Source organism: Flavobacterium psychrophilum, from assembly GCA_001708385.1.
GTDB classification, from domain to species: domain Bacteria; phylum Bacteroidota; class Bacteroidia; order Flavobacteriales; family Flavobacteriaceae; genus Flavobacterium; species Flavobacterium psychrophilum_A.
This window is the reverse complement of the sequence record CP012388.1, coordinates 2,653,735-2,669,059: the sequence shown is the minus strand read 5'-3', so window position 1 is coordinate 2,669,059 and position 15,325 is coordinate 2,653,735. Positions and strand designations below refer to the sequence as shown.

13 protein-coding genes and 2 pseudogenes are annotated in these 15,325 nt (G+C 40.4%); 13 read left to right on the top strand and 2 right to left on the bottom strand.

Features of this window, described 5'->3' with window-relative positions; genetic code table 11:
* Positions 1 to 115: 115 nt before the first annotated feature.
* A complete protein-coding gene (locus tag ALW18_11630; protein ID AOE53110.1) occupies positions 116 to 307 on the top strand; it encodes a hypothetical protein in 192 nt (63 codons plus the stop codon).
* 115 nt (positions 308 to 422) lie between these two features.
* On the opposite strand, the gene ALW18_11625 is transcribed toward ALW18_11630, so the two are convergent.
* Positions 423 to 1,151 (bottom strand): 16S rRNA methyltransferase, encoded by a 729-nt coding sequence (locus ALW18_11625; protein AOE53109.1) that lies wholly within the window; start codon positions 1,149 to 1,151, stop codon positions 423 to 425.
* 1,137 nt (positions 1,152 to 2,288) lie between these two features.
* Positions 2,289 to 2,612: pseudogene (locus tag ALW18_11620) on the bottom strand (hypothetical protein).
* Positions 2,613 to 2,713: 101 nt separating this feature from the next.
* On the opposite strand from ALW18_11620, the gene ALW18_11615 reads away from it, so the two are divergent.
* The 12 genes and pseudogenes from ALW18_11615 to ALW18_11560 all read left to right on the top strand — a co-directional run bounded on the left by ALW18_11615 (position 2,714) and on the right by ALW18_11560 (position 15,205).
* Positions 2,714 to 3,334 carry a thymidine kinase gene (locus ALW18_11615; protein ID AOE53108.1) on the top strand — a complete coding sequence of 207 codons (621 nt, stop codon included), beginning with the start codon at positions 2,714 to 2,716 and terminating at the stop codon, positions 3,332 to 3,334.
* 41 nt (positions 3,335 to 3,375) lie between these two features.
* Positions 3,376 to 3,621, top strand: a complete 246-nt coding sequence (locus ALW18_11610; GenBank protein ID AOE53107.1) for a hypothetical protein — start codon at positions 3,376 to 3,378, stop codon at positions 3,619 to 3,621.
* Positions 3,618 to 3,908 carry a hypothetical protein gene (locus ALW18_11605; GenBank protein AOE53106.1) on the top strand — a complete coding sequence of 97 codons (291 nt, stop codon included), beginning with the start codon at positions 3,618 to 3,620 and terminating at the stop codon, positions 3,906 to 3,908. The genes ALW18_11610 and ALW18_11605 overlap by 4 nt, the downstream gene beginning before the upstream one ends.
* A gap of 8 nt (positions 3,909 to 3,916) precedes the next feature.
* Positions 3,917 to 6,346 (top strand): alanine racemase, encoded by a 2,430-nt coding sequence (locus ALW18_11600; protein ID AOE54393.1) that lies wholly within the window; start codon positions 3,917 to 3,919, stop codon positions 6,344 to 6,346.
* 57 nt (positions 6,347 to 6,403) lie between these two features.
* Entirely contained in the window at positions 6,404 to 6,802 is a 399-nt protein-coding gene (locus ALW18_11595) for a mechanosensitive ion channel protein MscL (protein ID AOE53105.1), read from the top strand.
* A 154-nt stretch (positions 6,803 to 6,956) separates the two neighbouring features.
* Positions 6,957 to 7,946 carry an aspartate-semialdehyde dehydrogenase gene (locus ALW18_11590; protein AOE53104.1) on the top strand — a complete coding sequence of 330 codons (990 nt, stop codon included), beginning with the start codon at positions 6,957 to 6,959 and terminating at the stop codon, positions 7,944 to 7,946.
* A gap of 85 nt (positions 7,947 to 8,031) precedes the next feature.
* Positions 8,032 to 8,433, top strand: a pseudogene (locus ALW18_11585) (molecular chaperone Tir).
* Positions 8,434 to 8,931: 498 nt separating this feature from the next.
* Complete coding sequence (locus ALW18_11580; GenBank protein AOE53103.1) at positions 8,932 to 9,276, top strand: hypothetical protein; 345 nt, start codon at positions 8,932 to 8,934, stop codon at positions 9,274 to 9,276.
* 225 nt (positions 9,277 to 9,501) lie between these two features.
* Positions 9,502 to 11,886 carry a hypothetical protein gene (locus ALW18_11575; protein ID AOE53102.1) on the top strand — a complete coding sequence of 795 codons (2,385 nt, stop codon included), beginning with the start codon at positions 9,502 to 9,504 and terminating at the stop codon, positions 11,884 to 11,886.
* A 20-nt stretch (positions 11,887 to 11,906) separates the two neighbouring features.
* Positions 11,907 to 12,476 carry a type 1 periplasmic binding fold superfamily protein gene (locus tag ALW18_11570; GenBank protein AOE53101.1) on the top strand — a complete coding sequence of 190 codons (570 nt, stop codon included), beginning with the start codon at positions 11,907 to 11,909 and terminating at the stop codon, positions 12,474 to 12,476.
* Positions 12,477 to 12,657: 181 nt separating this feature from the next.
* On the top strand, positions 12,658 to 13,035 hold the full coding sequence (locus ALW18_11565) for a DoxX protein (protein ID AOE53100.1): 378 nt from the start codon (positions 12,658 to 12,660) through the stop codon (positions 13,033 to 13,035).
* A 64-nt stretch (positions 13,036 to 13,099) separates the two neighbouring features.
* Entirely contained in the window at positions 13,100 to 15,205 is a 2,106-nt protein-coding gene (locus ALW18_11560; protein AOE54392.1) for a prolyl endopeptidase, read from the top strand.
* Positions 15,206 to 15,325: the final 120 nt, after the last annotated feature.

Genomic DNA, 15,325 nt, shown 5'->3' with positions numbered 1-15,325 from the left:
CTATTTTATTTTTCAATTGAAAAGTAAGTTTGCACTTATAAAGCAAACCTAGTCATTTTTCATATCAAAATTTTTCCGGAACAGTGAAAATAGATTTGCTAAAATCGATAATGTAATGGTTGAAATAATTTCATATATGGCAGCAGTTTTAACAATGGGTAAATACGTTTTTAAATTTTTAAATATGCTTTTAATATTCACCCTTCAAATATTAAGGCTAAGCATATTATCGATTGCAGGAAAAGAAATATTAGCAACAAGAGAGATTAATAAAATGATACGAACTTTAATCCTATTAAAGGATTAGAATTAAGATCTCACCTATTTATTCTAAATTATATCGTTTTGAAATTAGAAATGTAAAGTTTTAATCCTTGGGTTATTTAAAAATCATAACACTTTAATTAAGTTTAAACTACCGATTACTTTGACTGCTCCTCTTCGCTATTATTATACTTCTTCTTAGCAGCTTTCCCTTCCGTTACAAATCCACCAACAATAACTACAATCTCGCCTTTAGGCTCTTTCTTTTCGAAATGCGCTAAAACTTCAGTCGCAGTACCACGAACGGTTTCCTCATGCAGCTTAGACAGCTCACGGGATACCGATACAGGACGGCTTTCACCAAAATACTGTATAAATTCAGCTAATGTCTTTACCAGTTTATGTGGTGACACATAGAATATCATGGTCCGGGTTTCTTCTGCAAGCGCTAAAAAGCGCGTCTGCCTTCCTTTTTTATCGGGAAGGAAACCTTCAAAAACAAACTTATCGTTTGGCAGGCCGCTGTTTACCAGTGCAGGCACAAAAGCCGTAGCACCGGGCAGGCACTCTACCGGAATATTATTTTCTACACAGGCGCGGGTTAACAAAAAACCGGGGTCTGATATTGCAGGCGTTCCTGCGTCTGATATCAGCGCAATAGTTTCACCCGCATTAAGACGACCTATGATACCTTCCACCGTTTTATGCTCGTTGTGCATATGATGGCTGTGCATGTGGGTACCAATATCAAAATGCTTAAGCAACTTGGCGCTGGTACGGGTATCTTCGGCAAGGATAAGGTCTACTTCTTTAAGCACCTTAATGGCGCGAAAAGTCATATCCTCTAAATTACCAATAGGTGTAGGAACTATATATAGTTTAGACATCAATCGTTAGTTAAATTTGTTCTCAACGATAGCCATAAAGCGCTCTTCATATTCCTCTTTACCTTTCCAGTTATTGTAGTCGGGTTTTACAAGGTCGGTAATAAACTCTTTTGCTTCGTCGAATGTATTTATGGTGTTAAGCTGAGACAAAACACGGTTAAGATCGTCGGCACTTCCGCTAAACAGGTTTTTCTCAAACGCTATACGGTCGTTAAGACCAAGCGTTATGCTTTTACCGAAAGAATCATTTAACGATTTTGGCCTGTCGAAATCGGTACGTGAAGCGATATTTCCTTTCACAATGCTTTCTTCCTGTTTCGGCGCCCCTTGTCTTAGCGTTTCTGCTTTAGGTTCCTCTTTCTTCGGTTCTTCTTTTACAGGCTGCGCATCTTCAGCAGGTTCAGATTTAGAAGGCTCCCAATCTCTCCAGTCTCTATATTCCTGTTTAGACTGTCCGGTTTCATTCGGAGCGTCTTCCGTTTTAGGTTTATCTGCCTCATCCTTCTTAACAAATTCGGGTTCTTTATAATCGTGATAATCCTCGAATGTAATTTCTTTCTGTTTTACCGGCTCTTCAGGAGCAGCAGGCCTTTCAAACGCGAAATCAAAACTAAGTCCCGAGTCCTCAACTTTCGCTTTCGCATCCGGTTCTATCGTTTTAATTTCTGCATCAGCAGCTTTCTCTTCTTCTTCAATCGTACTCTGGTCTTCCTTTTCAAAAACAGCAGCCGCACCTTCCTCCATTGCCTTAAGTTCTTCAGCCGGTTTTTCAACCTCAACTTTTACTTCAGGCTCTTCTATTTTCTCTTCCTCTTTTTCAGCTTCCTCAACTTCAGGTTTTTCTTCTTCTTCAGGCTTATCATCTTTTTCTGAAGATTCATCTTCCTCTTCTTCAGCTACAGCTTCTTGAACCGCAGGCTCTTCTTTTGCATCCTCCGGCTTTGGCTCAGCTTCCTCTTCTATCTCTTCACTTTCCTCTTCTGACTCTTCAGCAACTACCTCTTCATCAAAATGCTCTTCTGTTTCTTCCTTCTCAGCTTCAGACACCGGTGCTTTTTCCGCATCGGCAGTTACACCTTCGCCTGTTTCTTCCGCTTCCTCTTCAGCCTTTTCACTTTTGGCTTCTTCCTTATTTTCTTCTTTCGGCTCTTCGGTTTTAGCTTCTGCCTTTTTAGCTTCTTTTGCCTCTGTCCTGGCTTCCTCTTCTTTAGCTTCTACCTCATTAGCCTTAACTTCAGGCTGCTCTTCAATACCATATATTTCTTCTAAAGTCTCTTCTGCCGATGCATACCCTATAGTAGGCTTAACTTCACTAAAATTATCTTCTACAAAGCGCAGCACAGATATCTTTTCATACAGCTTCAGTGTTTCCTGCTGTAACTGGTCAAGTTCGGCCCTGTTCTTTAATTTTAGTATCCTGTGAGCAATGCTAATCAGTTCGGCTTCTAATCTTTTCTTCATAACTTTTAGAATTATAGGGAGTGGCGCAATAGTTTTTTAATAAATTTGTTTTATACAAAGTAAAACAAAACATTTAAGTTTTACACCCTGAAAAATACAAAATGTTTCTTGAAAATACAGTAAATCATAAAGAACAATTCGGGTGGATAGAGGTTATCTGCGGGTCGATGTTTTCGGGAAAGACCGAAGAACTGATACGCAGGCTGAACAGGGCAAAATTTGCCCGTCAGAAAGTAGAAATATTTAAACCTGCCATAGAAACCCGCTACCACGAAGAAATGGTGGTATCTCACGATGCCAACCAGATACGTTCTACACCTGTTACTTCATCGGCCATGATGAAGCTTTTGGCACAGGGTTGCGATGTAGTAGGGATAGACGAAGCCCAGTTTTTTGATGATGAGATTGTAACGGTTTGTAACGACCTTGCCAACAGCGGCATACGTGTTATTGTTGCCGGACTGGATATGGACTTTAAAGGAAATCCTTTCGGCCCCATGCCTGCGCTTATGGCTACTGCCGAATATGTTACCAAAGTACACGCCGTTTGTACCCGCACCGGCAACCTTGCCAACTATAGCTTCCGTAAAGCCAATAATGACAATCTCGTATTGCTGGGCGAAACCGAAGAATACGAACCTTTAAGCAGGGCGGCTTATTATGCGGCGATGAGAAACTCAACAGCCTCTAAAGGAAATGAGGATAAGGCTGAATCTTTGTGATTCTTAGAACATCATTACTTATATTTGATAAAACTTAGCCCATGAAATCGGAAAAACTTAAAATAAGTGTAGCGCAACGCATTTTAAATCTTTCGAACGATAAACTTCTAAAGAAAATAGCACATTTGCTGGATGAGGAAAATATCATTGGCTATGATGCGGAAGGTAATCCGGTGACAGATGAATCTTATATCCAGGATATAAATGCTGCATTGCTGGAACTCAAAGAAGATAATCTTGAAACCTATACAAGTGACGAAGTAAAACGAAGAATTTTAGGCTCATGAAAATTCTTTGGCAAAAAAAGGCTTCAGATGACCTAAATGGAATTTACAATTACATAAAAGAAGATAGTCCTCAGAATGCTATTATGGTATTCAATAAAATATACGAATTGGTGAATTCTCTCGTAGTATTCCCTGAGAAATACCCTGTAGAACCTACACTTAATAATCCTAATGTCCGTTTTGTAGTAATTTGGAGTTTTAAGATCATTTACACGATTAAAGAAAACACTATTTACATTCTTAGAGTATTCAACACAAAGCGAAATCCTAAAAAAATTAACCCTTGAGCGTAAAAATCCAGGATATAATCCCCGCGCTGCATTCCCGGTTTGATGGGATACGGCCCGACGGTCTGATTGATAATGTTTCAATCGACAGCCGTTCGCTGCAAAACAACAGCGGCACTTTGTTTTTTGCCCTTAGCGGACAAAACCGCGACGGTCATCAATATATAAATGAACTTATAAATAAGGGTGTACTCAATTTTGTGGTGACACACATACCTGTGGATACTAGAGGCAAAGCCAACTTTTATGTTGTTGAGAATACGCTCGATGCCCTTCAGGATTTTGCGATATACTACAGGCAATTGTTCAGCTTTCCTGTTATTGCCGTTACCGGAAGCAACGGGAAGACGATTGTAAAAGAATGGCTGAACTATTTGCTAAGTCCGGATTACACTATCATCAGGAGTCCGCGCAGCTATAACTCTCAGGTAGGCGTTGCGCTTTCTGTCATTGGCATTAACCAAAAACATAACCTGGGTATTTTTGAAGCCGGTATTTCCTTACCCGGCGAAATGGAAAAACTGGAACCGATCATCCGTCCAGATATTGGAGTGTTGACGAACATTGGTACCGCACACGACGAAGGCTTCAGCAGCCGTGAAGAGAAGATCAAAGAAAAATTAAAGTTGTTCAGCAGAATAAAAACGCTCATCTATCGAAAAGACGATGCAGTTTCTACATTGCTAAACCCAAACATAAAAACTTTTACCTGGGATTATTCTGAAGGTGCAGATGTGACCATCGGCAAAAGCCAGAGTTTAGGAAAGACAACACTCACTGTTAATCACAATGCTACCAGCTTTGAAGCTGAGATTCCGTTTACAGATGATGCTTCGGTAGAAAATGCCGTTAATAGCATGATGGTATTACTAAACCTTGACTACAGCCATGAAGTAATCAAAGAACGCCTTGCCGGTCTATACCCTGTAGAGCTTCGCCTTCAGGTAAAGAATGGGATCAACGGCTGCACTCTTATAGATGACAGTTTCAGTGCCGACTATCAGTCCCTTAAAATTGCGCTCGACTTTTTAGAGCAGCATAAAACGCACAAAAAAAAGACGGTTATACTATCTGATGTTTTTCAAAGCGGATTTGAAACCGAAGAGCTTTACGCCAAAGTTGCCAAACTGCTTTCGGGACACAATATTAGCCAGGTTATAGGTATTGGAGAAACCATAAGCCGTGAACTCGCCGACTTTCCCAATTTCTTTCCATATAACACAACACAGGAGTTTCTTACGCATTATAAAGCGGGTTCGTTTGAAAATGAAACGGTACTGATAAAAGGCGCACGAAGTTTCCGTTTTGATGAGATAGTAGTGTTTCTTGAAGAAAAGACACACGAGACGGTTTTAGAGATAAACCTGAACGCGATTGTACATAACCTGAACTTTTATAAAAGCCGCCTGAAACCCGAAACCAAGATTATGGTAATGGTTAAGGCATTTGGATACGGCAGTGGCAGCTATGAAATTGCAAAAGCCCTTTCGCACCAAAAGGTAGATTATTTGGGTGTGGCATTCGCCGATGAAGGCATTGCCCTTCGTAATGCAGGCATAACTACTCCGATTATTGTAATGAATCCGGAACGTAGTGCGTTTGCCGCAATGGCTGCGTATAATTTAGAACCCGAGATCTATTCGGCAAAAGAATTACGGACGTTTATTGCAGTGGCACAACAAAAGAATCTTTCTAACTACCCTATCCATATTAAACTCGACACGGGTATGCACCGGTTAGGGTTTATGGAAAATCAACTGGATGAACTGATCGACCTGCTGCGTAACAATAACCTGGTATCGGTAAAGAGTATTTTTTCGCACTTATCGTCCAGCGATGTTCCCGAGTATCGTGATTTTACTTTAGGACAGATCAATAACTTCGAACGCTGGTCGGCGAAACTGATAAGCGAACTGGAAATTGACCCTATCCGTCATATATTAAATACGTCGGGCATTTACAATTTCCCCGAAGCACAATACAATATGGTACGCCTGGGTATAGGGTTGTACGGCGTAGGCAATGACAAAACCGAAAGCAAACAACTGGAAACAGTAGGCACGCTTAAAACCGTTATCCTTCAGATAAAAGACATTGAACCCGGAGAAAGCATCGGCTATAGCCGCAGATTTATCGCTACCGAAAATATTCGCATTGCTACGCTGCCTATTGGTTATGCCGATGGTATTCCAAGGGCGTGGGGTAACCAGAAAGGCTATGTAAGCATTAACGGTAAAAAGGCACAAATTACCGGAACCATATCTATGGATATGATGATGGTAAACGTTACCGGCATAGATTGTAAGGAAGGCGACAGGGCAGTGATATTTGGCAAAAGCCCTTCTGTTGTTGAGATAGCGGAGGTGCTGGGCACAATTCCGTACGAGATTTTAACGAGCATTTCACAACGGGTTAAGAGAGTTTTCTACAAAGAATAGATTGTTTTTTGTAAATTAGCTTTAAACCCAATTATTACTAATCTAAAATTAAAGCTTATGGGATTAATGAAAGAATTTAAAGAGTTTGCCCTTAAAGGCAATGTACTGGACCTTGCAGTCGGTGTTGTTATTGGTGCTGCTTTTAGCGCTATTGTAAAATCGTTAGTGGAAGACATAATTACACCACTTATATTAACGCCGCTTTTAGAAAGAGCAGGCCTTGAAGATATAAAAGAACTTACATGGGGAGCCGGGGTTAAATACGGCAACTTTATCTCTAACATAATCTCTTTCTTAATCGTAGCATTTGCATTATTCCTTATTATAAAACTGGTAAATTCTGCCCGTAAAAAAGAGGTTGCAGCACCTGCTGCGCCACCGGCACCATCTAACGAAGAGAAACTGCTTATGGAAATTCGCGATGCACTTAAAGCCAACAACGGCCCACGTGTGTAACTCGCTGTTATAAAAGACGTATCCGCTACGCTATATATTCTATTGTTTAACAAAACCACCCGAAATGGGTGGTTTTTCTTTGTTATATTTTTGTGTTTTGAAACAGTTTTATAACTAATTTTGCCTCAAACAATAAATTAATAACATTAATATTATGAGAGTTGCTGTTGTAGGCGCTACCGGAATGGTAGGCGAAGTAATGCTAAAAGTACTGGCAGAAAGAAATTTTCCGATAACTGAATTAATACCTGTGGCTTCTGAGAAGTCGGTTGGTAAGGAAATTGAGTATAAGGGAAAGAAGTATAAGGTGGTAAGCCTTGCTACTGCAGTGAGCATGAAGCCGCAAATAGCGCTTTTCTCTGCAGGCGGCGACACTTCTAAACAGTGGGCTCCTAAATTTGCCGAAGCCGGCACAACTGTTATTGATAACTCTTCTGCATGGAGAATGGACCCTACCAAAAAACTGGTAGTTCCTGAAATTAACGCAGGTGAGCTTACCAAAGAAGACAAGATCATAGCTAATCCTAACTGCTCTACCATACAAATGGTATTGGCACTGGCACCGCTACACAAAAAATATAATATTGAACGTGTAGTTGTTTCTACCTACCAATCGGTTACAGGAACAGGTGTTAAGGCTGTAAAACAGTTAGAGAACGAATATGCAGGCATTGAAGGCGAAATGGCATACAAATACCCTATTCACCGTAATGCTATCCCTCAGATAGACGTTTTTGAAGACAACGGCTACACCAAAGAGGAAATGAAAATGACGCGCGAAACTAAAAAAATCCTTAGCGACGATTCTATAAAAGTAACAGCTACTACTGTACGTATACCAACTGTAGGCGGACACAGTGAAGCAGTTAACGTAGAATTCTCTAACGATTTTGATATAAAAGAAGTACGTTCTATCCTTGAGAACACACCGGGCATCACAATTCAGGACGACCTTGAGGCCTTCTCTTACCCTATGCCACTTTATGCTGAAGGTAAAGACGATGTTTTTGTTGGACGTATCCGTCGTGATGAAAGCCAGGACAACACCCTTAACATGTGGATTGTTGCCGATAACCTTCGTAAAGGTGCTGCTACAAACGCGGTACAAATTGCTGAGTATTTGGTGGCGAATGGATTAGTATAACATTAGAAAATTATAAGATTATATAAAAGCCTACAAGACTTTATCTTGTAGGCTTTTTTGTATATTTGGTTTTAAATTTTGCGATATGGAATATAAATATGATGTGACCCTTTCTTTTGCTGGTGAAGACAGAGAATATGTTGACGAGGTAGCAAAAGTTCTCAAACAAAATAATATAAAAGTATTTTATGATAAATTTGAAGAAGTAGATTTATGGGGAAAAGACCTCGGTGTCCACTTTGATTATGTGTACCGCAAAGGTGCTAAATATTGCGTACCATTTATTTCTGAAAATTATAAGAAAAAGATATGGACCAACCATGAAATCAAAACAGCCATCGCTCGAGCGATTGAAACAAATGTAGAATACATATTACCTGCAAAGTTTGATGATACCGAAATTGATGGAATCAGACCAACTCTAGGTTTTATCGATCTAAGAAAAGTAACGCCTGAAGAATTTGCTCATTTAATCATAAAAAAGTTGGAAAAAGAGCCATCGGTTCCAATAACAGAAAACCAGCAAAAAGAAGAAGAAACCGTATATCTAGGTATAAAGATTATTGCGAGAGATTACAATATAAATGGAGTTGGGCTAGGGATCACTTTTACCAATCGACAAAAAGAGCATCGATATGTGAATGAGCCTTATTTTGAACTTAGTAATAATTTTGAAGATTCCGGAACTAATACTTTTTATTTAATCGACAAACTTTTACCTCTTGAATTTCCACATAAATTAGAATATGGACAATCTTTTTCTGTAACATATAACCTAAAAGCGGAATCAATTGATATTTGGAAAAAGATGTCTTTAGAAACTACCGTTAGAGCTTTAATTACTAATTCCTTAGGCGAAAAATTCAAATCCAACATCATCTCAATTAATGAAATTATTAAAATTTTTAATGAAATTGGAATTAATTAAAATTCTCTAAATGCAACTTTATTGCAATTAATAAAATTCTTTTCTTACCTTTGCAGCATGAAAAGAAAGTTCGCCATATTTAACCTGGCCCTGATGGCATTAGTGCAGCTCACTATCGCCTACCAGTCTTTTCATGCTTTTAGCCATACCCATGAAGTTTTTGAACATCATGACCACGAGGCAAAAAAATCGCCAAAACAATTTAGTGCCGATACCCATGAGCACGAAGAAGACTGTTCTGTCTGCGATTTCCATTTTGACTACTTTATCCAGCCGCAGGAATTCTGCCTTAGGCTAGATTTTCCTTTTACAGAAATACCCTATCGCTTTAACAGCGTAGAAGGTGCTTCGGCATTCGCCGGAAGCCTGTTTTCCCACAGGGGTCCGCCATCTTTGGCGTAAGTCCTCACCCCGACCCCCTCTCCAAAGAAGAGGAACACTCAGCACGCTTACTCTGAAACAGATAGCATTGTCAATGGTACATTGACAAATGGTATACATTATTTAGATATTATAATTCCGCTCTGGCTCCCCTCTCCTTCGGAGATGGGCCGGGGGTGAGGATTAATTGAGCGTCTACAATCGGGACAACTGAATTACTACATTCATTACTGAATAAACATTTCTATGCGATTTTACTATTTACTCCTGTCGGTTTTTATGGCAGGCAGCCTGTGTGCGTATTCCCAAAATACCATTAGCGGTAACGTAACCACAGCACAAAACACACCTCTTGAGGGTGCTCACATCCATTTGGAGCAATTGCATGCCATTAGCAATCCTGATGGCACATATATCTTGCACAATGCCCCTTCGGGACAGCAGCATGTTGTGGTGTCCTACATTGGCTATAGAAATTTGGATACGCTGGTTTACATTACCAGCAATGTACGTCTTGATATAAAATTAAAACCTCAGGCAGAGCAGCTTGAAGAAGTAGTATTGACCGAAAACAACACTTTCCCCAAAAATGCTATAAATGAAGATAAACTTAAGACCGAAACCATTGAAAAATACAGCAATGCTTCGCTCGGTGATGCCTTAAAAGAAATTGCAGGGGTGTACAGCCTAAAAACAGGCAACACTATTGTTAAGCCGGTAATCAATGGGCTTCATAGTAGTAGAGTTCCGGTTATATCAAACAATGTCCGGTTAGAAGACCAGCAATGGGGAACGGAACACGCACCCAATCTTGATATTAATTCAGCCGGGAAAATATCGGTTATTAAAGGTGCATCAGCACTACAATATGGGGGCGACGCTATTGGCGGACTGGTGTTGGTAGAACCTGTAAGTGTTTTAAAAGACACCCTTTTTGGGAAAACAATAATGAACATGGCAAGCAACGGCCGTGGCGGAAGTATTTCATCGAGCCTGCATCAGGGAGCAGAAAAAGGCTGGGCATGGAACGCTGCAGGTACGTTTAAATATTTTGGCGACAGGCAGTCGCCTGATTATATTCTTTCTAACACCGGTAACCGTGAAAGCAACTTTGCAGGTGATGTTAAGTACATTGGCAACAACTATGACATTATAGCTTCGTATAGTTTATATGACGCGACTATTGGCATAGCCAAAGCAACACATATTGGCAATACTGCCGATTTGGTTCGTGCCATAAATAGTAGGCAGCCATCGGTTATTGAACCTTTTACGTATAAAATTGATGCCCCAAGACAGGAAGTTACCCATCACCTTGCTAAGATAAACTTTAACCAGAGGTTAGATGACAATTCATCATTATCTATACAGTATGCATTTCAGCACAACTGCCGTCAGGAATTTGATATTCGTCGTGGCGATTTCAAAAACAAACCGGCATTAGACCTTACCCTTATAACCCATTCGGCGCAGGCCGATTGGAAAAAAGAGATGGATAACCTTACCCTGAAAGCGGGGACAAGTGGCTCAATGCAAAAAAACACTGCCGATCCGTTAACCGATATCCGTCCGCTTATTCCTAATTATAAAAGGTTTGATGCAGGAGCGTATGGTATTGCGAGTTATATTTTATCTAACTCCCTGACTACCGAAGCAGGAGTACGTTACGACTTTTCTAAAATGGACGCATCTAAATATTACCAGATCTCGCGTTGGAAAGATTTAGGTTACGAAGGAGTATACGATAAATTTATACAGCAAAACACAGGGTCGCAATACCTTACTAATCCCGAATTCACATTCCATAACATATCGGCAAGTTTGGGTATCCGCAAACAATTAGGCTACGACTACCAATTATTGGCCAATGCAGGGCTGGCAATGCGTAACCCTAATCCGTCGGAACTTTTCAGCGATGGCCTCCACCATTCTAACGGCACTATAGAACTTGGTAATCTGGGTATTCAAAAAGAAAAAGCCTATAAGCTTTCAGCAACACTTTTAAAAACACATGGCGATTTCACATTTGAAGCCACTCCCTACCTTAACATGGTTGACAATTTTATATACCTATTGCCCACAAACATTGAATATACGATAAGAGGTGCGTTTCCGGTATACCGCTACCGCCAGGCCGATGCTCTAATGGCAGGACTGGACCTGCATACCAACTGGAAAATTAACGACCATTGGCAGCACAGTTTTTCAGGAGCTTACATTTACGGACAGGACAACACAAATAACCTCCCACTAATAGACATGCCCCCCTTAAACATTCTAAATACAATACGTTATACAAAACAGAATTGGCATGAATTATACTTAGAAGTGCGTAGCGAAGGTATATTTAAACAAACCCGCTACCCCGACAATAATTTTACGGCAGATGTACTTGTAAACGGCCAGCTGACTCCTACCCTTGTAGACATTAGCACTCCGCCGAAAGGCTATCACATGCTTCATTTTGGGTCGGGCGCAACATTCAAAACATCAACCAATACAGCACTATCGGTAGGCTTCTCTATCCTTAATATTTTCGACACTACATACCGTGATTATCTTAATCGCCAACGCTTATATACCGACGATATAGGCCGCAATTTTCAATTACAACTAAAGTTCAATTACTAATTTTTTAAATATCTATCAAAATGAAAAACCTAAGAATTTCAGCATTAGCAGTGCTAACAGCATTAACTTTTACTTCTTGTAGCGACGACGACAACACTGCTGCTATTGTAAACGAAGAAGAGGTGATTACTACAATAACGGCTACCCTTACCCCAACTGATGGTGGTACACCTATTGTACTAAAATCTCAGGATTTAGACGGCGACGGTCCAAATACCCCTGTAGTTACCGTATCGGGTAATTTTGCAGCAGGTAAAGTTTATAACGGTGCTGTTACTTTTTTAAACGAGCTTGAAAGCCCTGCAGACAATATTACTGCCGAAGTTGAAGAGGAAGGCCATGAGCACCAGATATTCTTCCAGTCGTCAACAAACCTTGGTTCTTTTGTTTATGCAGACCAGGACGTCAACGGAAAGCCAATCGGACTTAGGTTTACCTACACAGCATCTGCAACTCCTGTAACAGGCAACCTTACTTTAACGCTTAGACACGAGCCTAACAAAGATGGCCAAGGCGTTTCTGGCGGAAACATTGCTAATGCAGGCGGCGGTACAGATGCAGAAGTTACTTTCAGCGTAAGCGTACAATAATTATTTTTAGCCACGAAACAAGATTGTCTGCTAAAACAACTCCTGAAGGCAGATAACCCATTGTTTCGTGGCTAACTTTTTACAATTGAAATATTTATATCGTTTTTACTAAAACGTAATAGTTATTTTCATTAACTTTAAGCTAATGTTCTTTAATTCACAAACTTAAACACATTAGCCTATGGATTCTAAATTTACTCAAATTGTACGGATAGCCCTCGGCCTTATCCTGATCGTATTCGGTGCTAACAAAATCTATCCTTTTATTCCATTACCACAACCACCGGCCGAAGCCGCTTCTTTTTTAACTTCTCTCGCAAATACCGGTTATATACTTACACTGGTAGCACTAGCGGAAATCATCATCGGATTGCTTTTATTATTCAGGGTCTGGACACCATTTGCACTACTGCTTCTTATACCTATTTCACTTAATATATTACTGTTTCACCTGTTCCTGGATATCCCTGCAATAGGCACAGCATTGCTTGTAGTTATATTAAACGGAATTTTATTATACAAGAACAGGCAGAAATACAGGCCGCTATTTATATCATAAGTCAAAGGTTTTGCTATTTTTGTGTATCAAACCCAGCTAAAAAATGAAAACAGCGCTAACCTTGATGGCTGCAGCCTGCAGCCTTACCATTAATGCACAAATGCACAACAATAGCAAAACTTCACTTAAATACCCTGTTACCCGCAAGGCAGACAATGTTGATACTTATTTTGGAACCAATGTACCCGACCCATACCGATGGCTGGAAGACGACCGAAGCGACGAAACAGCCGCATGGGTAAAAGCAGAGAACGAGGTTACCTATAGCTACTTATCTAAAATTCCGTTTCGCGCTGCTATAAGGGCACGCCTTGAAAAACTATGGAACTACGAAAAGATAGGTGCTCCTTTTAAAGAAGGCGATTACACCTATTACTTTAAAAACAACGGACTGCAAAACCAATCGGTTTTATACCGAAAAGATAAAGCGGGTAAAGAAGAAGTTTTTCTTGACCCCAACACGCTTTCTAAAGACGGAACAACTTCTTTAGGCGGAACCAACTTTACGAAAAAAGGCGACCTGATGGCTTACTCTATTTCTGAAGGAGGAAGCGACTGGCGCAAGGTGTTTATTATGGACACCAAAACAAAAAAACTTATCGGCGACCCTATTGTTGATGTAAAATTCAGTGGTGTTTCGTGGTATGGCAATGAAGGTTTCTATTATTCCAGCTATGACAAGCCGGTAGGCAGCGAGCTTTCTGCAAAGACAGACCAACACAAACTGTACTACCACAAACTGGGCACCCCACAAAAAGACGATAAAGTAATTTTTGGGCTTGACCAGAAAAGACGCTACGTTGGCGGAGGTGTAACCGAAGATTTACGTTACCTGATCGTATCGGCTGCAAATTCAACTTCAGGTGGTGAGCTTTACATTAAAGACCTTACCAAACCGGACAGCAAATTTGTTGCGATTGTAGATAATTTTGATTCTAACAGCAACATCATAGACAATGATGGCAGCACACTGTATATTGCTACCGACTATAACGCGCCAAACATGAAGGTGGTTACCGTTGATGCAGCCAATCCTCAGCAAAAAAACTGGAAAGACCTTATCCCTGAAACAGAGAATGTACTTTCTGCCTCTACAGGATCGGGCTTTATCTTTGCAGAATACATGCAGGATGCGGTATCTGTTGTAAAACAATACGATTATAAAGGCAAACTGGTACGCACAGTGACATTACCGGGACTAGGTACTGCCGGAGGTTTTGGAGGTAAAAAAGAAGAGAAGGTACTTTATTATTCTTTCACAAATTATACGACGCCGGGAACCATTTATTCATTCGATGCTAAATCGGGTAAATCAGAACTATACCAAAGACCAAAAGTAGATTTCAATAGTGATGATTACGAATCGAAACAGGTATTCTACACGTCAAAAGACGGAACGAAGATCCCGATGATCATAACTCATAAAAAAGGCATTAAGCTGGATGGCAAAAACCCAACTATACTTTACGGTTATGGCGGTTTCAACATCAGCCTTACGCCAAGCTTTAGCATTTCTAATGCGGTATGGATGGAAAATGGCGGTATTTATGCCGTTGCAAACCTTCGTGGTGGTGGTGAGTACGGCAAAAAATGGCATGATGCAGGAACAAAACAGCAAAAACAAAATGTGTTTGACGACTTTATTGCTGCCGGTGAATACCTGATCGCAAATAAGTTTACGTCATCAGATTACCTTGCTATAAGCGGAGGATCTAATGGTGGATTGCTTGTTGGTGCAACGATGACACAACGTCCTGACCTTATGAAAGTGGCCTTACCTGCGGTGGGTGTACTTGACATGTTACGTTACCATACATTTACGGCAGGCGCCGGATGGGCATACGACTACGGTACTGCAGAAGACAATGCAGAAATGTTTAATTACCTTAAAGGATACTCTCCTGTACACAATGTAAAAAAAGGCACTAAATATCCTGCTACAATGGTATTAACGGGCGACCATGACGACCGTGTTGTACCTGCACACAGCTTTAAATTTGCTGCCGAACTTCAGGACAAGCATCAGGGCGATAACCCTGTACTTATACGTATTGGCGTTAAAGCAGGACACGGCGCAGGAAAATCTATTGCTCAAATGATCGACGAATACAGCGACGTACAGGCATTTACACTATACAACATGGGGGTTACTCCGAATGTGAAGAAATAAGAGTTCAGTACGCAGAGGCAACTTGAACCTGAATAGCTTATTATAAAACAAAAATCTATTATTGCACTTTAAAGGTGCAGTAGTAGATTTTTTTTATTCCCTTTTGAATGCCGTTACATA